Raw genomic sequence first — 20,157 nt, forward strand, 5'->3', positions numbered from 1 at the left:
CGTCGGCGAGAACCACACCGCGATGGAAACCCTGCGCGAAGAGTTCCACGGCGCGCTGGGCATGGCCATCCACGGCCTGCAGACCGCACCGTTCTGGCTGGCACTGGCAGGCGTCGTCTGCGCCTACTACTGCTACATGGTCAACCCGCGCGTCCCGGCCTGGTTCTACAGCAAGTTCAAGTTCCTGCACACGCTGCTGGACAACAAGTACTACATGGACAAGTTCAACCAGGTCGTGTTTGCCGGCGGCGCGCGCGCCATCGGCGGCGGCCTGTGGAAAGTGGGCGACCGCGCGCTGATCGATGGCCTGGTGGTCAACGGTTCGGCGAAGCTGGTCGGCTGGTTCGCGCTGCTGACCCGTACCTTCCAGACGGGTTACATCTACCACTACGCGTTCGTGATGATCGTGGGCGTCCTCGCGACCCTGCTGTACTTCTTCCCGTTCTGGCGCTAATCACAGGCAAAGAAAAAGACAAATGATGCAGTCTACGATCTCTACATTTCCTCCTTACCTGAGCCTGGCTATCTGGCTCCCGATCCTGTTCGGCGTGCTCGTGCTCGCCGTGGGCCGCGACAAGAACGCCGGTTTCGTGCGTCTCCTGTCGCTGGTCGGCGCCATCGTCAGCCTGCTGCCGACGATCCCGCTGATTACGAACTTCGATAACGCCGCGCACGGCATGCAGTTCGCCGAAACGGCGCCGTGGATCGAGCGCTTCAACATCTTCTACCGCCTCGGCGTGGATGGCCTGTCGCTCTGGTTCATCCCGCTGACCGCCTTCATCACGATCATCGTGGTGGTCGCGGCCTGGGAAGTGATCCAGGAACGCGTGGCCCAGTACATGGGCTCCTTCCTGCTGCTGTCGGGCCTGATGATCGGCGTCTTCGCGGCGCTGGACGGCGTGCTGTTCTACTTCTTCTTCGAAGCGACCCTGATCCCGATGTTCATCATCATCGGCGTCTTCGGTGGCCCGAACCGCGTGTACGCGGCATTCAAGTTCTTCCTGTACACGTTCTTCGGCTCGCTGCTGACCCTGATCGCGATCATCTACCTGTACAACGTGTCGGGCACCTTCAACATCGTCGAATGGCACGCACAGCCGCTGTCGATGAAAGAGCAGATCCTGATCTTCATCGCCTTCTTCATGGCCTTCGCCGTCAAGGTGCCGATGTGGCCGGTGCACACCTGGCTGCCGGACGCCCACGTCGAAGCGCCGACCGGCGGTTCGGTCGTGCTGGCCGCGATCATGCTGAAGCTGGGCGCCTACGGCTTCCTGCGTTTTTCGCTGCCGATCGCCCCGGACGCCTCGCACTACCTGGCGCCGGTCGTCATCGTGCTGTCGCTGATCGCCGTGATCTACATCGGCCTGGTCGCCATGGTCCAGAAGGACATGAAGAAACTGGTCGCCTACTCGTCGATCGCCCACATGGGCTTCGTCACCCTGGGCTTCTTCATCTTCAACGAGATGGGCGTGCAGGGCGGCATCATGCAGGCGATCTCGCACGGCTTCGTGTCGGGCGCGATGTTCCTCTGCATCGGCGTGCTGTACGACCGCGTTCACTCGCGTGAAATCGCCGACTACGGCGGCGTCGTCAACACGATGCCGAAGTTCGCCGCCTTCGCCGTGCTGTTCTCGATGGCCAACGCCGGCCTGCCGGCCACCTCGGGCTTCATCGGCGAATTCATGGTGATCCTGGCCGCCGTGCAGTTCAACTTCTGGACCGGCCTGCTGGCAGGCACCGCCCTGATCCTGGGCGCCGCCTACTCGCTGTGGATGGTCAAGCGCGTGGTCTTCGGCCCGATCGGCAACAAGCACGTCGCCGAACTTGCCGATCTTAACAAGCGCGAGTTCGCCATCCTGGCGGTCCTGGCCATCGCCACGCTGTACATGGGCCTGTACCCGGCGCCGATCGCCGACACCCTGCAGACCTCGGTGTCCGACCTGCTGCAACACGTGTCCGTGAGCAAGCTCCCGCAGCTGCCTCAATAAATCGATATGAACGAGATGACCAACACTTTGCTACCGGCAGTCGACACCAACCTGGTGCCGGTCTACGCCGAAATCTTCCTGCTGATCGCGGCTTCCGCGATCCTGCTGATCGACTTGTACCTGAAGGGGTCGCGCCGTAACGTGACCTACTACCTGTCGCTGCTGACCCTGGTCGGCTGCGCAGTGTTCAGCTGGGCCGACTTCAACAGCGGCGCCACCGTGTACACCTTCAACCACATGTTCGTGTCGGACCCGATGTCGAACCTGCTGAAGCTGTTCACCTACCTGGCGGTCGGCATCACGCTGGTGTACTCGCGCCAGTACGTGGGCGAGCGCGGCATGCTCTCGGGTAACCTGGGCGGCGAGTTCTACGTGCTCGCGCTGTTCTCGACGCTGGGCCAGATGATCATGATCTCGGGTAACAGCATGCTGTCGATCTACCTGGGCGTGGAACTGATGTCGCTGTCGCTGTACGCCCTGGTGGCGCTGCGCCGCGACCACGCGGTCTCGACCGAAGCGGCGATGAAGTACTTCGTCCTCGGCGCACTGGCCTCGGGCTTCATGCTCTACGGTATCTCGATGATCTACGGCGCCACCGGTTCGCTGGACGTGAACGAGATCGCCGCGCGCAGCGTGGACGGCGCCAACACCACCATCCTGGTGTTCGGCCTGGTGTTCCTGGTCGCGGGCATGGCCTTCAAGCTCGGCGCGGTGCCGTTCCACATGTGGGCGCCGGACGTCTACCAGGGCGCGCCGACCGCGGTGACCCTGCTGCTGGGCGGCGCACCGAAGCTGGCCGCGTTCGCGATGCTGATGCGCATCCTGGTCGAAGGCCTGCCGGCCATGGCCAAGGACTGGCAGCAGATGCTGCTGGTGCTGGCCGTGCTGTCGCTGGCCATCGGCAACCTGACCGCGATCGCCCAGACCAACATCAAGCGCATGCTGGCCTACTCGTCGATCGCCCAGATGGGCTACGTGCTGCTGGCCATGATGGCCGGCGTCGTCGGCGACAGCACCGCCAACATGGCGACCGCCTACAGCGCCGCGATGTACTCGTCGATCACCTACGTCCTGACCACCCTGGGCAGCTTCGGCGTCGTCATGATGCTGGCGCGCGCCGGCTTCGAAGCCGACCTGCTGGCCGACTTCAAGGGCCTGGGCAAGCGCAGCCCGTGGTTCGCCGTCGTGATGACCATCCTGATGTTCTCGCTGGCCGGCGTGCCGCCGATGATGGGCTTCATGGCCAAGTGGGCAGTGCTGCAGGCGGTCGCCAGCGCCGGCCTGGTCTGGCTGGCCGTGATCGCGGTGCTGTTCTCGCTGATCGGCGCGTTCTACTACCTGCGCGTCGTCAAGCTGATGTGGTTCGACGAAGCCGCCGACACCAGCCCGATCGCCACCCCGGCCGACATGCGCGTCGCGCTGTCGCTGAACGGCATCATGGTCCTGGTCCTCGGCGTGATCCCGGGCGCACTGCTGGGCACCTGCCTGCAGGCGATCCGCGCCACCCTGGCGTCCTGATCCTTGGACGTCTCGCTGGCAGCTTGGCTGGTGCTGGCGGTCGCAATCGCGGCCGCCAACCTGCCGTTCGCGAACGAGCGCCTGTTCGGCTTCATCCCTCTGCCGCAGGGCAGGGGGGCGAAGGCCCCGCCGCCGGGCGTCACCTCCGCTTCCTCCTCTTCCTCTTCTCCAGCCGCAGCGGCACGCACGAAGTCCTTCTTCGCGCGCCTGCTCGAGCTGCTTGTCTTATACTTCATCGTCGGCGCACTGGCCTACGCATTGGAAGCCGGCATTGGCAACGTGTTTGCCCAGGGCTGGGAGTTCTATGCGATCACTGGCTGCCTGTTCGTCGTGCTGGCGTTTCCAGGCTTCGTCCTGCGTTACCTGCGCAAGCGCCGCTAGAGCGCCATTGGGCTTTCCCAGGCGCTCTGGATATCTCCACAATCCAACCTGGGAGCGTAATGGATTCTCATCTCAAAGAAGTACGCCTCGACGGCGAGGTCGCCTACGACGGCAATTTCCTGAAAGTCTCGCGTGACCGTATCCAGCTGCCTGACGGCAAAGTGACGCACCGCGAATACATCCGCCATCCGGGCGCGGTCGTGATCCTGCCCCTGTTCGATGACGGCCGCGTGCTGCTCGAACGCCAGTTCCGCTACCCGAACGACCGCGTCTTCGTCGAATTCCCCGCCGGGAAGATCGATCCGGGCGAAGAGCACCTGGCCTGCGCCCGGCGCGAGCTCGAGGAGGAAACCGGCTACACCGCGACCGACTGGCGCTACGTCTGCACCATCCACAACGCGATCGCCTATTCCGACGAGCACCTCGAGCTGTTCCTGGCGCGCGGCCTCACCGCCGGGACGCCGAAACTGGACGAGGGCGAGTTCCTGGAAACCTTCACCGCCACCGTGCCCGAGCTGCTCGAGATGGTGAAAAGCGGCCAGGTGACCGATGTGAAGACCATCATCGGCGCTTTCTGGCTCGACAAGATTACCAGCGGGACCTGGACGCCGGCCTGAGGCGCCACGATGAAACTGCCGTTCGCGCTGGCCATGCTGGCGTGCTGCGCACCCGGCATGGCGGCTGAACGGACTGCGTTTCAGGCGCGCTGCGAGGACACCATCGGCGAGAGCATCTCGGTGCTGTCCTCGCGCCAGAACGGCTACCGCGTCGACAATACCTATTCCTTCCACGGCCTGACGCGCATGAAGGGCAACCGCGCGCCGGGCAGCTACGTGCTCGGCCTGACGCGCGCCGAGAGCCGGGTCGCCATCGCGGTGCACGGGCGCATGCTGCAGGACCCCGCCACCGGCTACGAATGCGTGGCGCCGCGCCTCGAGGTAAACCTCTACTACCTCCCGATCGTTGTCTACGTGGGACGCGAGTTCGCGCCCGGCAGCTGCGCCTACCGGGAGATCCTGGCGCACGAGATGCGCCACCTCGAGGTCTACCGGGACTTCCTGCCGCGCGCCGAAAAGATCGTGAGCGAGGCGCTGGCGCGGCGTTTCCAGGGCAAGCCCTTGTATGCGCCGGCCGGCCAGGCGCGCAGTTTGTTGCAGCGCGAGATCGACAGCGGTTGGATGCCTTTCATCAAGAAGGAAATGGCGAAAGTCGAGATCCTGCAGGCAGCGATTGATACTCCGCAGGAATACGCGCGTCTCGGCAAAGTTTGTGCAGGTGAGGTACAGTCTCTTATTAGACCGGCAAAACGTAAGAAAACGACATGAATTCACAAGCTCCACGCTATTTCGCCTTGATCCCCGCTGCCGGCGTCGGGGCGCGCATGGCCGCCAGCGGTCCCAAGCAGTACCTGAAAATCGGCGGCAAGCCGATGCTGCGCCACGCCATCGACGCCTTCCTGTTCAGCGAACTGATCGCCCACACCTACGTCGTCGTCAGCCCCGACGACCCGATCATCGACAGCGTCGTGCCCAGCCACGGTGTCACCGTGCTCAGATGTGGCGGCGCAACACGGATGGAGTCGGTCCGGAACGGCCTGGCGGCCCTGAACGGCACCCTGCGCGAAAACGACTGGGTGCTGGTGCACGACGCCGCGCGCCCTGGCCTGGACGACGGCCTGATCGAAAAGCTGATCACCAACACCGGCGAACACCCGGTCGGGGGCGTGCTCGCGCTGCCGGTGGTCGACACCGTCAAGCGCTGCATCGCGGGCGAGGTTGGCACCGTCTCGCGCGAGGGCATGTGGCTGGCGCAGACGCCCCAGATGTTCCGCTATAAACTGCTGCGCGACGCCCTGGCCGCTGCGCGCGATCCGCACCAGGTCACCGACGACGCTTCCGCCGTCGAGGCGCTGGGCCTGTCGCCGAAACTGGTCGAAGGCCATCCGCGCAATTTGAAAGTCACGCTGCCGGGCGACGTCCGCATCGCCGAGATGTACCTGGCAACGACCCAACCCGAACTACTGTAACCGAACCATGGCACTTGCATCCTACAATCCGACCCCGCCGTTCCGCATCGGTACCGGCTATGACTGTCACCGCCTGGTCGAGGGCCGCAAGCTGATCGTCGGCGGCGTGACCATCCCGCACCGGCTCGGCCTGTTCGGTCATTCCGACGCCGACGTGCTGCTGCACGCGATCATCGACGCGCTCTTCGGCGCCGCCGCGCTGGGCGACATCGGCAAGCATTTCCCCGACACCGATCCGATGTTCGCAGGCGCGGACTCGCGCACGTTATTGCGCGAGGCGGCGACGCGTGTCCTTGCCACCGGCTACACCATCGGCAACGTCGACGCGACCATCATCGCCCAGCAGCCGAAGATGGCCCCCCACATCCCGCAGATGGTCTCGCGCATCGCCGAAGACCTGGGCGTCTCGCCGCAGCAGGTCAACATCAAGGCCAAGACCAACGAGAAGCTGGGTTACCTCGGCCGCGAGGAAGGCATGGCCGCCGAAGCGGTGGCGATGCTGATCCGCGCCGGCGCGTAAGCCCCGGCTCGCTCGCCTTGTACCGGGTGGGTTCGAGAACCCACCCTACGAAAACCAGGACGCCATTATCATCGACGAGCGTGGACGTAGGGTGGGGACTTGTCCCCACGCGGTGATACGCGACGTCTCCGTCCCACCAACCGCACCGGCGGTGAGAACGACGTTTCCCCATCCGCCCGCCGCGCCGACAAAAACAAACCCCGGCCAGCACACCCTCGACATCGTTGCTAAAATCCCATCCCTGATCCACGCCCACGCGTCCGAACCGGGAAACCAATGACCACGAATAACGAGATGTCGCCGCGCGCCGCCTGGCTGCTGATCCTGGCCGCCAGCGCCATCCTGATGATCACGATGGGCGCGCGCCTGACCACCGGCCTGTTCCTCTCGCCGCTGAACACCTCGACCGGCCTGGGCGTGGCCACGATCAGCTTCGCGATGGCGGTCGGCCAGTTCATGTGGGGCGCCTCGCAACCGGTGTTCGGCGCGGTGGCCGACAAGTACGGCCCGGCGCGCGTCATCGTTCTCGGCGCCGTGCTGCTGGCCGGCGGCCTGGCCGCCACGCCTTTCGTCAGCTCCGAGTGGGGCCTGCTGGTCACCCTCGGCGTGCTGTCGGCGGCCGGCGCCGGCGCGGGCAGCTTCTCGATCCTGATCGGCGCCACCGCCCAGCGCTTGCCGGCCGCGCGCCGCCCCTTCGCGTCCGGCTTCATCAACGCCGGCGGCTCCTTCGGGCAGTTCGTGTTCTCGCCTTTGACGCAGGTCCTGATCGCCGGCCCGGGCTGGATCGTCGCGATGCTGGCCATGGCCGCGACGACCCTGCTGACCATCCCGCTGGCCTGGTTCATGCGCGGCAAGGGCCCGGACGCGAAGACGAGCGCCGACACGGTCGCCGCCGCCGGCCCGGCCCCCATCGCCGGCATCGGCCTCACCGAACAGCTGCGCCAGGCCCTGCGCGACCGCAGCTACCTGTGCCTGCACGCCGGCTTCTTCACCTGCGGCTTCCACATCGCCTTCCTGGTCACCCACCTGCCGGGCGAGGTCGCGCTGTGCGGCCTGCCGGTCGGCGTCGCCGGCACCGCCCTCGGGCTGATCGGCCTGTTCAACATCGCCGGCAGCCTGTGCGCCGGCGCGCTGTCGACGCGCTACCGCATGAAGAACCTGCTGGCCCTGATGTACGCCAGCCGGGCGCTGATCATCGTGATCTACCTGCTGGCGCCGAAGACGGCGCTGACCTTCTACCTGTTCGCCGCCGCGCTCGGCTTCACCTGGCTGGCCACCGTGCCGCCGACCGCCGGCCTGGTCGGCAAGCTGTTCGGCACGCGCTACCTGGCCACGCTGTTCGGCCTGACCCTGTTGTCGCACCAGGTCGGCGGCTTCTTCGGCGCCTGGCTGGGCGGCCTGGCGTTCGTCCGCTTCGGCGACTACAGCTGGATGTGGTACGCCGACATCCTCCTGGCCCTCCTGGCCGCCCTGGTCAACCTGCCGATCCGCGAGGCGCCGCCGGCGCGCGCGGGCCTGCTGCCGGCGGCGAAGGCCTAGGCGATGGCGCGCGACACCTGGGCCTACCGCGAAGTGGCCGTGCATTCCGTGCGCGATGGGCGCAGCAGCAGGCTGCGCATCGTGCCGATGCCCGGCCAGGCCTTCGCCCCGACCATGCGCGTGCAGTGCGCGGCCGCCCTGCGCGACCCGGAACGCTATCCCGAGGGCACGCGCTTCCTGCTGCAGGCCAAGCTCACCGACCGCCTGGGCGGCGAGCCTTACCTGTATGCCTGGCATGGCGATCCGGTCCAGGTGCTGACCGCCTCGCAGGCGAAGAAATTCCTTGCCGCCTTCCGCCGCGGACGCATTTGAAGGCGGGCCGCGCACGCACTGCCGCAAAAATGGTTAACATCTGGTCTTTGCAACTAAACATGAAGGGGGAGAAATGGCAACGAAGAAAATCGCCGTCGTCGTCGGCAGCCTGCGCAAAGAGTCGTTCAGTCGCAAGATCGCCCAGACCATGATCAAGCTGGCCGAGGGCAAGCTCGACATGGAAATCGTCGAGATCCGCGACCTGCCGATGTATAACGAGGACGACGAAACGGCGACCCCGCCGCACGCCTTCACCGAGTTCCGCAACCGCATCCGCGCGGCCGACGGCGTGCTCTTCATCACCCCCGAATACAACCGCTCGGTGCCCGCGGCCCTGAAGAACGCGATCGACGTCGGCTCGCGCCCCTACGGCAAGGCCGCCTGGACCGCCAAGCCCTGCGCCATCGTCAGCCAGTCGCCGGGCGCGCTGGGCGGATTCGGCGCCAACCACCACCTGCGCCAGATGCTGCCGTTCCTGAACATGCCGGCCATGCCGGCGCCGGAAGCCTACCTCGGCGGCATCGCCGCCAAGTTCGAAGGCGACACGCTGACCGACGACTCGCTGCGCGGCTTCCTGCAGACCTTCGTCGACAGCTTCGCCGGCTGGGTGGACAAGCATGCAGGCTGATGCAGGAAACAGGACGGCCGAGGGCCTGGCCGTGCCGCCGATCGCGATCCGCGAGATCGACCACGTGGTGCTGCGCGTGGTCGACCTGGAGCGCGTCGAGCGCTTCTACCGTGAAGTGCTCGGTTGCACGGTGGCGCGCCGCCAGGAGGCAATCGGCCTGATCCAGTTGCGCGCCGGCAGCTCGCTGGTCGACCTGGTGCCCGTCGACGGCAAGCTCGGCCGCATGGGCGGGGCCGCCCCCGGCAGGGAAGGGCGCAACGTCGACCACGTGTGCTTCCGCGTCGAGCCCTTCGACGAGACGGCGATCCGCGCCCACCTGGCGGCGCACGGCGTCGAGGCCGGCCCCCTTGATTCCCGTTTCGGCGCCGAAGGCGACGGCCCCTCGATCTACCTGCAGGATCCCGAGGGCAACACGATCGAGCTGAAAGGGCCGCCTTCGGCATGACCGACGAGCGGCGCAACCTGGCCCGGCGCGCGCCGGCTTCCTATGGCAAGCCAGCCGGCGAGGGCCTGCGCGCGCGCCTGTTCGAGATCATCTTCGAGTCCGACACGCCGGCCGGGCGCCGCTTCGACAAGGCGCTGATCGTCGTCATCCTGCTAAGCATCCTGGTCGTCGTCCTCGAAAGCGTGCCCTCGATCGGCGCCCGCTACGCCGCCACCATGCACGTGCTGGAGTGGGGCTTTACCCTGCTGTTCACGGCCGAATACATCGCGCGCCTGGCCTGCGTGCGCCGGCCGCTGCGCTACGCTACCAGCTTCTTCGGCGTGGTCGACCTGGTCTCGGTGCTGCCGACCTATGTCTCGCTGCTGGTGCCGGGCAGCGCGGTGCTGCTCGACATCCGCATCCTGCGCCTGCTGCGCGTGTTCCGCATCTTCAAGCTGACCCTGTACGTCGAGGAATACACGCGCCTGGGCCATGCGCTGGCCGCGAGCCGGCGCAAGATCATGGTGTTCCTGTCGGTGGTCCTGATGGCCATCGTCGTGCTCGGCACGCTGATGTACGTGGTCGAGGGCCCGGAGAACGGCTTCACCAGCATCCCGATGGCGATGTACTGGGCCACCGTCACCATGACCACGGTCGGCTATGGCGACATCACGCCCCACACCCACCTCGGCAAGGCCATCGCCTCGTGCATGATGCTGCTCGGCTGGGGCATCCTGGCAGTGCCCACGGGCATCGTCACCGCCGAGATGACCTCGCAGCGCCTGGGCCGCCGCGGCCCGCGCACGCCCGAGCGCGGCTGCCCCGGCTGCGGCAGTACGGGCCACGACCCGCGCGCACGTTTCTGCAAGGATTGCGGGGCCGCCCTGTCGCCGCCGTCCGACCCCGCGGCCTGAAGCACGTTTGAGCGGCCGCAAGCGCCCGACACCTCGCTCCCCTAGTCTTGAGGCTCCTGTGAAAGACGGCCAGGCAACCGCGCCAGGCCGTGCTTCCGCCGGATCCACGCGCGCCGCCCTGTGCGGCGCCGGGAACGTATCGACACAAACCACAACCATTTCACGAGGCGACGCATGTACCCATTTTCCCAATCGGTGAACCCGGCGGTACGCACCCACCTGGATGCGCAGACCGCTTTCATGAACGACATGTCCAAATCGTTTTTCCAGTCCATCCAGCAGATGTGCGACCTGAACATCCAGCTGGTGCAGACCATGCTCGAGGAAACCGCCCTGACCGGCCAGCAATTGCTGACCGCCGACCGCCAGAGCGAACTGATCAGCGCAGCCGCTTCGCGCGCCCAGCCGGCCAGCGAAAAGCTGCGCGCCTACCAGCAGCACATCTCGCGCCTGGCCGCCGACGCCCAGGTCGAGCTGGCGCGCGTGACCGAACAGCACGTGCAGAACACGTCCCGCACCGCCCGCGCGCTGGCCGACGAGGTGGCGCGCACCGCCTCCGAGGAAACCGAGCGCGGCCTGCGCAAGCAGCAGGAAACCGTGCAGCGCTTCGTCGATCCTTTCGTTCGTTCCGGCTACAGCGGTAACGGCGAAGCCCGCTCGCAAACCAACGCCAGCGCCGGCGCGCATACCGCGCAGGGCCAGAGCATGCAGCGCGGCGACGGCAACATGGCCGGGAAGAGCGCGCACAGCGCCTGAGCATTCACCTGAGCTGCCCGGTCCGTCCTGACGGGCAGGCCTGCTACCCGGCCTGCTGCCCGGCCCGTTCTTGGACCTGTTCTTTGGCCTGTCCTTCGGCCTGATGTCCGGCCCGTTATTCGTCCTGTCACTCGTCCGCCAGTCTCGAACCGGCTGGCGGCGGGTTTCCGGGCCAGCTCCCGCCGGCGCCGTCCCGGTCTAGGCTCCTGCGTCCGCTTTCGCGTTGGTGCTCATTTCCACCTTCGTCTCCACCTTCGTCTCCGGCGTCGTCTTCCTTCTCAACGGCAGCCCGAACAGCGGGCGCAGCAGCCCGACGCGGCGCACCGCCTCGAAGATGGCGAAGCTGAGCGTCAAGGTCAGCACCGTCAGCAATATGCCTTCGATGCCGGGCGCCAGCCTGGCCGGCTTGAACCAATGGGCGAGGGTGACGATCAAGGTCTGGTGCACGATGTACGCGGGGAAAACGGCTTCGACCAGGTAACGCCGGGCCGGGCCGTCGCGCTCCAGGTGGCGCGCGCCGAAGCCGCAGGCGGCGGCGATGGCGCTCCACGCCGTCGTCGCATACACCGCCGCCATCGGCGCGAACATGGCCTCGAAGTCGATCCCGGGCGCATCGGCCTTCCACAGCGCGCGCCAGGTCACGATGGCGGCCCAGCCGGTCAGCGCCAGCGCCAAGGCATGCCAGCGCAGGGCGACGAAGCGCGGCCAGCAGTGCGGAGTGTGGGCGAACAGGGCGCCGAGCAGGAACAGGAACAGGTAGGTCGCGTGGTTGAACCAATCGTTGACGAACATGTGGGTTTCGCCGAATTCCCGCAGCAGGCTCACGCGCGCCAGCGCCAGGCAGGCGGCCGGGAGCACGATCAGCTTCCAGCCGTGCAGTTGCGCCGCGGCCGCGTTTGCCCAACGCGGCAGGCGCGCGCCGGCGCCGCCGGCCAGCAGGGCCAGCACCACGCCGTAGGCCCACAGGTAGGGCAGGAACCACAGGTGGTTCCAGGTCGGCAGGAACAGGCAGCCGTCGCCGTCGCAGAAGTCCTGGTAGCCCTGCAGGTACAGGGCCATGAAGCGCAGGTAGCCGCCGTCGAAACCGAGGGCCTCGACCACCTCGACATACGATTGCGGCGGCACCACGACCAGCATGCCGAACAGCAGCGGCAGCAGCAGGCGCAGGCTGCGCCGGCGCAGGAAGGCGCGGCCTCCCAGGCGCCGCAGGGACATGGCGGCGGCCGCGCCGCCGACCAGGAACAGCAGGCCCAGGCGCCATGGCGAGGACAGCAGCATGAAGGGCTCGGGGCCGGGGCCGGCGAGCGCGCTTTTCACGTGCCAGTCCCAGCTGACGTAGTACATGCCCACGTGGTAGAGAACGAGGATGAAGAAGGCGATGATGCGCAGCCAGTCGAGGAACAGCAGGCGCGGCGCCGGGGAGGAAGTGTGCATGGCCGGGACGATGGATGGAAAACGCCCAGCGTAGATCCGCGGCGCGCGCGGTGCGAGCGCTATGTGGCCAGCCGCGTGCGGGATGGGGTGAAGCGCAGCGGATCAGTCCCGCGCTGCGGATCAGCCCGGCGTCGCGGAACAGCCCAGTGCCGCCATCACGCCGGCGCGATGCTGCCGGCTGCAGGGCACCATGGCCCCGCCGCGCAGTTGCAGCGAGCAGTCGCCGTGCGGCCGCGCCAGCACGCGCTCGATCCAGGCCACCTGGACCGCCGCGCGCCGGTGGCAGCGCACGAAGCCGGGACCGAGCTCGGCCAGCAGCGCCGCCAGGGTCCTGCGCAGCAGCGGCTGGGCGTCGCGGGTATGGAGGATCACGTAGTTGTCGGCGGTTTCGACCCAGCCGATGTCGGACACCGGCACGATCGCGGTGCCGCCGCGGCCGGGCACCAGCAGGTGGGCCGGCTGCGCGGCTGGCGGCTGCGGGGGCGCCTGCGCCGCCAGCCGCGCGCGCACCCGCTCGAGCGCCCGGCGCAGGCGCGCGCCGTCGAAGGGCTTGAGCAGGTAGTCCGCCGCGCCGGTGTCGAAGGCCGCCACGGCATAGGCGTCGAAGGCGGTGGTGAAGACCACCTGGGGCCTGGGCGGCGCCAGGCTGGCCGCCAGCTCCATGCCCGAGCTGCCCGGCATTCGGATGTCGAGGAACACCACGTCCGGCATGCCGGCGGCGAGCCGCGTCCGCGCCTCGGCCGCGTCGCAGGCCTCCAGCACCTCGGCCACGCCTTCCAGCTGGAGCAGGCGCCGCAGCCGCGCCCGCGCCGGCGCTTCGTCGTCGACGATCAGGGCGCGCATGGCAGCCGCATCTCGGCCCGCACGCCGGCGGGCGCCAGCTGCGACAGGGTGAGTGTTGCGCCGGGGCCGTACAGGTTGTCCAGGCGCGCGCGCAGGTTGGCAAGCCCGACCCCGCCCGGCCGCGCGCCGTCCTCGGGACCGGCCAACCTACCGGCGTCGTCCTCGACCCGCACCAGCAGGTCGGCGCCGTCGCGCAGCGCCGATACCGCGATGCTGGTCGGCGCCTGGCGCTGCTCGACCGTATGCTTGAAGACGTTTTCGAGCAGGGGCTGCAGGCTGAGCGTGGGCAGGCGCAGCGGCAACAGCGCGTCGCCCACCCGCCAGTCCAGCCGTACCCGCGTGCCGAAGCGGGCGCTCATCACCTCGGCATAGGCGCGGGCCAGGCCAAGCTCGGCCGCCAGCGAGGACTGCGCCTGCTCGCCGGCCCGCAGGGTCGCGCGCAGCAGCTCGCACAGCCGTACCAGGGTCGCGTCCGCCTTGTCGACGTCGGTATGCATCAGCGAGGAAACCGTGTTCAGCGCGTTGAACAGGAAATGCGGCTGCACCTGCTGCGCCAGGCGCTGCAGCTCGGCCTGGCGCAGCAGGGCGGTGGCGCGCTCCAGGCGCAGGCGCTCCTCCAGCAGGCGGCGCCAGGACAGCAGCCCGAAGGCGATCACGGTGAACAGGCAGACGAACAGCGAGACCTTGGAGATTTCATAGACGAACAGTTGCGGCCAGGGATCGTGGCGGTAGACCTCGCCCGCCATCGCATACACGGCATGGCGGATGCCGAACGCCAGCGGCACGAAGGCGAGCCAGTACATGGGCAGCCAGGCAGCCTGCAGCGCGAACCAGCGCCAGGGCCGGTCGAGCAGGCCGGCGTGGCGCGCGCTGGCGCGCCGCTGCACCAGCCAGAGCAGGCTGATGACCAGCGCCGACGAGCCTTCCCACAGCAGCGGCTGCCACAGGGCGCTGCCGCCGCCCCGCCGGTAGTCCTGGACGGCGATCAGGGTCATCAGCGCCCAGAACAGGCACCAGGCGCAGACGATGACCCGCGTATTGCGTGTGGATGGCACGATGAACCCTTGAACCCTGTCGAGATGCCGGGATCATCATTTATTTTTAACAAGGTGTCAAAGCGTCACGGCGCCGGCGCATGCGCGCGCGGCTCCTCCTCGTCGGCCCGTTCCCGGTCGAGCCTGGCTTTCATTCCCGCCACGTCGTCCATGAACTCGTCCACCGTGGCGTCGGGCGTGGCGCGCATGTCGGGCGGCAGCAGCACCGACATGTAGAGCTCATCGGCCAGGCGGCCGTTGCGCTGTTCGTTGCTGATCAGGACCAGTCCCGAGCCGAGCACGGCCAGCGCCGCGCAGCTGATGGCGAAGCGCCGCCGCGGCTGCGGCGTCACCGTCGTCAGGTGGAAGTAGATCATGCCGGCCACCAGCGCGATCGCCACGTGCGAGCCGTAGCGCGTGAACAGCTCGATCGAATACGCGTAGCCGAGCGCGCTCGAGGCCAGCCGGAAGGCCATCAGCACCGCGACGCCGCAGCCGAAGATGAACAGGTGGCGCCCGAGGCGGGCGTGGCGCCCGAACAGGCGGTTGCCCAAGGCCCATAGACCGGCCCAGACCAGGCCGGCCCCCAGCCCGTAGGCCAGCGCCTGCAGGTAGCGGAACAGGCGGAACGGCTGGGTGTCGGCCAGCCACATGGTAAACAGGGCCACCAGCGCGATGAGGAAGGCGCCGGCCAGGCCGGGCAGGGCGCCTTCCCAGCCGTGCATGGTACGGTCCAGCAGTTCGGCCGGCACCGGGAAGTCGGCCGCGCGCACCCGCAGCGTCGTGTGGCCCAGGCGCACCACGGTGTTGCCGCCCAGCGGCAGCGTCTTGATGCGCTTGCCCGCGTGGACCATGCCGTTCCTGGTGCCGAGGTCGCGCAGCACCAGGCCGCCGTTGCCGTCGCTGTCCACCCGGGCATGGCGCGCGGCGGCATGGGCATCGTCAAGGATGTAGTCGTTGTCGTAGCCGCGCCCGATGCGGATCGGCAGCGTGTCGACGCGGTGGCGGTGCAGCACGTCGCCGTTGCGCGCGAGGGTTTCGATGAACCACGGGCCCGTCATAGCTGCCCGCTGCGCCCGAGCGCGGCCAGGAAAGCGCGCGTCACGCGCATGCCGTTGTCGTAGGAAACGCCGGCCACGTCGAGGCGGCTTTGCAGGCTGGCCTGCGGGTTGTCGGTGCTGGCGGTCAGCAGCGTGAAGTTGTACAGGCCAGGAAACTTGCGGTAGGCGCGCACGCACACCACCGCGCGCAGCGGCAGCGTGTTCGAATGCACGAAGCGCTCGCTGCACAGGGGGCCGGTCAGGCGCGTGTCGCGCGTGCTGCCCAGGCGGTCGACGCGGAACTGGCTGCTCGCCAGCGCGGCGAAGCGCAGCGGGTGCAGGTTCGGCGAGCGCAGGTACTGGTGGGTCATCGACACGTGCCCGGTCTGCTGGGTGTCGGAGACGTAGATCGCCGACTCCATCGCGCAGCTCATGGTGTCGGCGCTGTAGGAGGTCTCGGCCTTCACGTTCGAGCGGCCCCAGCAGCGCACCTGGCCGGACTCGCGCACCGGCACCCGGTACGGCCCCATGTTCTTGATCGAGAGCGGCGCGTCGAGCAGGCGCGCCACCATCGCGCGCTGGTGCGCCAGCAGCTGGGCCGCGATCAGGGGATTGAAGTCCTTCGGCGGGGCGCCCTGGAGGGAAACCTGGCGCAGCAGTTCCTGCGCGTACTTGACCGGCACCAAAAAGCTGACCGCCTCGCCGTCGCGCCGTTTCGAGACGTTGATGCCGGCCACGGTGCCGCCGGCCGTCACGCTGGGGCCGCCGCTCATGCCCGAATTGATCGGTCCGCTGAAGATCAGCTGGTCGTAGAAGCTGCGGCTGACGACGCCGTTGTAGGCGCCTTCCGAGATGGCGAAGCCGAGGTCGAGGGGATTGCCGAGCGAATACAGCGGCTGGCCCTGGGTCAGCTTCACCGGCTGGTCCGGCACCAGGAAGAAGCCGCTGCCCTTGCGGTTCACGCGCACCACCGCCAGGTCGTGCAGCACGTCGACCGCCATCAATTCGATCGGGCCGCGCCTGCCGTCGGTGTCGACGTATTCGCCGGTGTAGACGTCGGGGTCGAGCGCCATTTGAGAGACGACGTGGTAATTGGTGAGGACCAGGTTGCTGTCGCCGACCAGGAAGCCCGAGCCCACCGTCGACTGGGTGCGGCCGTTGCGCAGCAGCATGCGGATCTGCAGCAGGTCGGCCTGGGCCGAGGAATACAGTTCCTGGGCGGCCGACGAAGGCGGCGGCAGGGTGGTGGTCTCGTCGGTTTCGCCGGGGCCGGGCGCCTGCGGCGTGGCGGCGGGCGGCGTGGCGGGAGGGGTGACGAGGGGCGGGGCCGGCGGCGCCTGTTTCGATGACGCAGGCGGCGCGGCGGTGCGCTTGACGGGCGCGGCCGGCTTGTCGCCGGTCGCGGCCATGGATACGCTCAGGCAGAACAACAGGGCAAGGCTGGCGGCTCGTCGCATGGTTCGTCGCTTCGGGCAACGGCGCCGTGCGGGGGCCGCTGCCCGCGCTTATCGAAAAGGGTGGCGGACAGCGATTATCTTGCCACCAGATCAGCCAACGTGCAGAACCTTACAGTTCGCCATCTTGCGCCACGACTTCGGCGGGCGTCATCATGTGGCCGAGCTTGGCTTGCTTGGTGTTCAGGTAGCTGTTGTTGAAGGCGTTGCGGTTGACCAGCAGCGGCACGCGCTCGGTCACCTCGATGCCGAGGCGGGACAGGGCATCGATCTTGCGCGGGTTGTTGGTCATCAGCTTGACCTGCCTGATGCCGAACTGTTCCAGCATCGGGCGGCACAGCTCGTAGTTGCGGGCGTCGGCATGGAAGCCCAGCTGCAGGTTGGCCTCGACCGTGTCGGCGCCGGCTTCCTGCAGGCGGTAGGCGCGGATCTTGTTCACCAGGCCGATGCCGCGGCCTTCCTGGCGCAGGTAGAGCAGCACGCCGCGGCCTTCGGCGGCGATGCGCTTCAGGGCGCCCTCGAGCTGGGCGCCGCAGTCGCAGCGTTGCGAGAACAGCACGTCGCCGGTCAGGCATTCCGAGTGCACGCGCGCCAGCACCGGCTCGCCGTTGCCGATGTCGCCCAGCGCCATCGCCAGGTGTTCCTTGCCGGTGGCATGTTCGACGAAGGCGTGCAGCGTGAACTGGGCCCAGGGCGTGGGCAGGGCGCAGGACGTGACGTAGTCGAGCAGGTTTTCGGTGGCAGGCGCTGAGGCGGTCGTAGTGTTGGACATGCTGGTCTTGGGACAAATGGCTGTAGCCGGTAAGTATAAAAGAAATCGGCCTTCCCCGTGCGGCCGGCGGCCGCGGCCGCTCCTGGCTGCTGGCTTGCGGCCGCCGCGGCGTGGTACGCTTGCGCTTCAGTCAACACGTAAGCAATATGGACCAGGCAAGCAACGATACCCCGGGATCGCGCCCGCGGCAGGGCAGGCGCCGCTCGCTGGGAGGCTGGCTGGCGCTGGCGTTTTCCTTGCTGTCGATCGTCCTGACCCTGCTGCTGGTCGAGGTCGTCGACATCGCCGCCACCGGCCAGGTCGAGACCAGCATCGGCCAGGGCCTGCGCGAACTCGCCCTGCAGACCGCCGACAAGCTCGACCGCGGCATGTTCGAGCGCTACCGCGAAGTGCGCCTGCTGGCCCAGCGGCGCGACCTGGCGCCCGGCAATGCCAGCCAGGCCGAGCGCCGCGCCGTGCTCGACAGCATCCAGGACACCTATGGCTACTACGACTGGGTCGGCATGGCCGGCCTCGACGGCCGGGTCCAGGTCGCCGGCCGCGGCCTGCTCGAAGGCGCGGACGTCTCGCAGCGGCCCTGGTTCCGCAACGCGCTGCGCGGGGTGAACGTCGGCGACGTGCACGAGGCCGTGCTGCTGGCGCGCCTGCTGCCGCAACAGGACGGCGAGCCGCGCCGCTTCGTCGACGTCGCCTTTCCCTATGTCGACCGCGACGGCAAGAACCTCGGCGTGCTCGGCATCCACCTGTCCTGGCAGTGGGCGCGCGCGGTCGAGCGTTCGGTGATCGCGCCGATCGCCGCGCGCGGCGGCCGGGTCGACGCCCTGATCCTCGGCAGCAACGGCACCGTCCTGCTCGGGCCGCAAGGCCTGCAGGGCAAGCCGCTCGACCTGCCCAGCTTCCAGGCCGCCCACAACGAGGACGCCGGCTTCGTCGTCGAGCGCTGGCCCGACGGCCAGTCCTACCTGGTCGGCTACGCGCGCAGCAAGGGGTTCGATAGTTATCCCGGCCTGGGCTGGACCGTGCTGGTGCGCCAGGCCGTCGACGACGCGTATGCGCCGGCGCTGGCCCTGCGCCAGCGCGCCATCTGGAGCGGCATCGCGCTGGCGGCCCTGTTCTCGGTGGTCGGCGTGCTGGTGGCGGGCCGCATCACCCGGCCGCTCGGCCAGCTGGTGCGCGACGCCGGCCGCATCCGGCGCGGCGAAAACGTGCAACTCGACACGCAAGGCCGCACCTACGTCGAGGTCGAGCGCCTGTCGGACACCCTGAATGCCCTGGTGGGCGACCTGGTGCGCGGCCGCGCCGAGCTGCAGGGCCTGAACGCGACGCTGGAGCAGCGGGTCGAAGCGCGCACGGCCGAGCTGGAGCGGGCATTGGCGGCGGTGCAGGCCAGCGAGCAGCGCGTCGGCGCCATCATCGAAGCGGCCCAGGACGCCTTCGTCGCGGTCGACCTGCGCGGCATGATCACCGACTGGAACAGCGCGGCCGAGCGCATGTTCGGCTGGAAGCGCAGCGAGGTGCTGGGCTGGCCGATGGGCGAGATCCTGGTGCCGCAGCGCTTCCGTCCCAGCACGGCGCGCGCCTTCGACCAGTTCCGCGCCACGGGACACAGCGTCCTGCTCGAGCGCCGCACCGAGCGCATCGTGATCAACCGCCAGGGCGACGAATTCCCGATCGAGATGACGGCCAGTCTCGCCAGCGGCAGCGAAGGCGTCTTCTTCGCCGTCTTCCTGCACGATATTTCCGAGCGCAAGAAGGTCGAGCGCATGAAGAGCGAATTCGTCGCCACCGTCTCGCACGAATTGCGCACCCCGCTGACCTCGATCCGCGCCTCGCTGGCCATGCTGGACGAGGGCATGGCCGGCGAACTGCCGCCGGACGTGGCGCGCCTGGTGACCGTCGCCTTCGAGAGCAGCGAGCGCCTGGTGCGCATGGTGAACGACGTGCTCGACCTGCAGAAGATCGAGGCCGGCGTCATGCACTTCGAACGCCGCGCCCAGCCGCTCCTGCCGGTGGCCGAGCACGCCCTGGAGGCAATGCAGGGCTACGCGAAACAGCTGGGCGTCACGCTGCGCCTCGAATGCCGCGAGCCGGCGCGCAAGCTCGCCGCCACCATCGACCGCGACCGCCTGGTGCAGGTGCTGACCAACCTGCTGTCGAACGCGATCAAGTTCTCGCCGCGCGGCGGCCTGGTCACCCTGGTGCTGGCCGAGTACGAAGGCTGCGCGCGGCTGTCGGTGTGCGACCAGGGCGCCGGCATCCCACCGCAATTCCAGCCGCGCGTGTTCCAGCGCTTCGCCCAGGCCGATGGGGCGGACACGCGCCAGCAGGGCGGGACCGGGCTGGGGCTGAGCATCACCAAGAGCCTGGTCGAGGAGCATGGAGGCCGGATCGGGTTCGAGACGGCGGCGGGGCAGGGGACCACGTTCAGGGTCGATTTGCCGCTGGCGCGGGAGTGAGGGGCCTCGACAGCTCCCCATAGTCGCACCCGCAAGTGTCGATGCCGCAGCAGCGCGTGCCGGAAAGTGGACGGCAAGCCACGGGTTTATCTGAACATTGGCGACACTCGGCGGTCGA

The 20,157-nt window shown here is 68.2% G+C and carries 20 protein-coding genes and 1 pseudogene; 15 read left to right on the forward strand and 6 right to left on the reverse strand.

What is annotated here, in order from left to right; translation table 11 throughout:
- The 14 genes and pseudogenes from RT688_RS11970 to RT688_RS12035 all read left to right on the forward strand — a co-directional run.
- Positions 1-454, forward strand: a pseudogene (locus tag RT688_RS11970) (NADH-quinone oxidoreductase subunit L); the annotation flags it as partial.
- Between the two features lie 22 nt (positions 455-476).
- Positions 477-1,988, forward strand: a complete 1,512-nt coding sequence (locus tag RT688_RS11975) for an NADH-quinone oxidoreductase subunit M (protein ID WP_313705103.1) — start codon at positions 477-479, stop codon at positions 1,986-1,988.
- A gap of 15 nt (positions 1,989-2,003) precedes the next feature.
- The gene (nuoN, locus tag RT688_RS11980) at positions 2,004-3,506 is read left to right on the forward strand and encodes an NADH-quinone oxidoreductase subunit NuoN (protein ID WP_313705104.1); all 1,503 of its coding nucleotides are present in this window, start codon (positions 2,004-2,006) and stop codon (positions 3,504-3,506) included.
- Positions 3,507-3,509: 3 nt separating this feature from the next.
- Positions 3,510-3,887 carry a DUF2818 family protein gene (locus tag RT688_RS11985; protein WP_313705105.1) on the forward strand — a complete coding sequence of 126 codons (378 nt, stop codon included), beginning with the start codon at positions 3,510-3,512 and terminating at the stop codon, positions 3,885-3,887.
- 59 nt (positions 3,888-3,946) lie between these two features.
- Positions 3,947-4,504, forward strand: coding sequence for an NUDIX hydrolase (locus RT688_RS11990; RefSeq protein WP_313705106.1), 558 nt, complete (start codon positions 3,947-3,949; stop codon positions 4,502-4,504).
- Positions 4,505-4,513: 9 nt separating this feature from the next.
- Positions 4,514-5,212, forward strand: coding sequence for a hypothetical protein (locus RT688_RS11995; protein WP_313705107.1), 699 nt, complete (start codon positions 4,514-4,516; stop codon positions 5,210-5,212).
- A complete protein-coding gene (gene ispD, locus RT688_RS12000; RefSeq protein WP_313705108.1) occupies positions 5,209-5,913 on the forward strand; it encodes a 2-C-methyl-D-erythritol 4-phosphate cytidylyltransferase in 705 nt (234 codons plus the stop codon). Before RT688_RS11995 ends, ispD begins: the two co-directional genes overlap by 4 nt.
- A 7-nt stretch (positions 5,914-5,920) precedes the next feature.
- Entirely contained in the window at positions 5,921-6,433 is a 513-nt protein-coding gene (gene ispF, locus RT688_RS12005) for a 2-C-methyl-D-erythritol 2,4-cyclodiphosphate synthase (RefSeq protein ID WP_313705109.1), read from the forward strand.
- A gap of 276 nt (positions 6,434-6,709) precedes the next feature.
- Positions 6,710-7,972 carry an MFS transporter gene (locus RT688_RS12010; protein WP_313705110.1) on the forward strand — a complete coding sequence of 421 codons (1,263 nt, stop codon included), beginning with the start codon at positions 6,710-6,712 and terminating at the stop codon, positions 7,970-7,972.
- 3 nt (positions 7,973-7,975) lie between these two features.
- Entirely contained in the window at positions 7,976-8,284 is a 309-nt protein-coding gene (locus RT688_RS12015) for a hypothetical protein (RefSeq protein WP_313705111.1), read from the forward strand.
- Positions 8,285-8,357: 73 nt separating this feature from the next.
- On the forward strand, positions 8,358-8,912 hold the full coding sequence (locus tag RT688_RS12020) for an NAD(P)H-dependent oxidoreductase (protein ID WP_313705112.1): 555 nt from the start codon (positions 8,358-8,360) through the stop codon (positions 8,910-8,912).
- Positions 8,902-9,357: a VOC family protein gene (locus RT688_RS12025; protein ID WP_313705113.1), complete on the forward strand. Its 456-nt coding sequence runs from the start codon at positions 8,902-8,904 to the stop codon at positions 9,355-9,357. The genes RT688_RS12020 and RT688_RS12025 overlap by 11 nt, the downstream gene beginning before the upstream one ends.
- Positions 9,354-10,250, forward strand: coding sequence for an ion transporter (locus RT688_RS12030; RefSeq protein WP_313705114.1), 897 nt, complete (start codon positions 9,354-9,356; stop codon positions 10,248-10,250). Before RT688_RS12025 ends, RT688_RS12030 begins: the two co-directional genes overlap by 4 nt.
- Before the next feature lie 174 nt (positions 10,251-10,424).
- Positions 10,425-11,006 (forward strand): phasin family protein, encoded by a 582-nt coding sequence (locus RT688_RS12035; protein WP_313705115.1) that lies wholly within the window; start codon positions 10,425-10,427, stop codon positions 11,004-11,006.
- 198 nt (positions 11,007-11,204) lie between these two features.
- On the opposite strand, the gene RT688_RS12040 is transcribed toward RT688_RS12035, so the two are convergent.
- The 6 genes from RT688_RS12040 to ribA form a co-directional block, all read right to left on the reverse strand.
- Positions 11,205-12,440 carry an acyltransferase family protein gene (locus RT688_RS12040; RefSeq protein ID WP_313705116.1) on the reverse strand — a complete coding sequence of 412 codons (1,236 nt, stop codon included), beginning with the start codon at positions 12,438-12,440 and terminating at the stop codon, positions 11,205-11,207.
- 120 nt (positions 12,441-12,560) lie between these two features.
- Entirely contained in the window at positions 12,561-13,283 is a 723-nt protein-coding gene (locus tag RT688_RS12045; protein ID WP_313705117.1) for a LytTR family DNA-binding domain-containing protein, read from the reverse strand.
- On the reverse strand, positions 13,271-14,338 hold the full coding sequence (locus tag RT688_RS12050; protein WP_313705118.1) for a histidine kinase: 1,068 nt from the start codon (positions 14,336-14,338) through the stop codon (positions 13,271-13,273). The genes RT688_RS12045 and RT688_RS12050 overlap by 13 nt, the downstream gene beginning before the upstream one ends.
- 65 nt (positions 14,339-14,403) lie before the next feature.
- Positions 14,404-15,378, reverse strand: coding sequence for an FHA domain-containing protein (locus RT688_RS12055; protein WP_313705119.1), 975 nt, complete (start codon positions 15,376-15,378; stop codon positions 14,404-14,406).
- A complete protein-coding gene (locus tag RT688_RS12060) occupies positions 15,375-16,814 on the reverse strand; it encodes a serine protease (RefSeq protein WP_313705120.1) in 1,440 nt (479 codons plus the stop codon). Before RT688_RS12060 ends, RT688_RS12055 begins: the two co-directional genes overlap by 4 nt.
- A gap of 109 nt (positions 16,815-16,923) precedes the next feature.
- Positions 16,924-17,583 carry a GTP cyclohydrolase II gene (gene ribA / locus RT688_RS12065; RefSeq protein ID WP_313705121.1) on the reverse strand — a complete coding sequence of 220 codons (660 nt, stop codon included), beginning with the start codon at positions 17,581-17,583 and terminating at the stop codon, positions 16,924-16,926.
- A 146-nt stretch (positions 17,584-17,729) separates the two neighbouring features.
- Between ribA and RT688_RS12070 the strand changes: the two genes are divergently transcribed.
- The gene (locus tag RT688_RS12070; RefSeq protein WP_313705122.1) at positions 17,730-20,039 is read left to right on the forward strand and encodes an ATP-binding protein; all 2,310 of its coding nucleotides are present in this window, start codon (positions 17,730-17,732) and stop codon (positions 20,037-20,039) included.
- Positions 20,040-20,157 lie beyond the last annotated feature (118 nt).

Origin of the sequence: Massilia sp. (assembly GCF_032106685.1) — a bacterium.
Classification (GTDB): domain Bacteria; phylum Pseudomonadota; class Gammaproteobacteria; order Burkholderiales; family Burkholderiaceae_D; genus Telluria.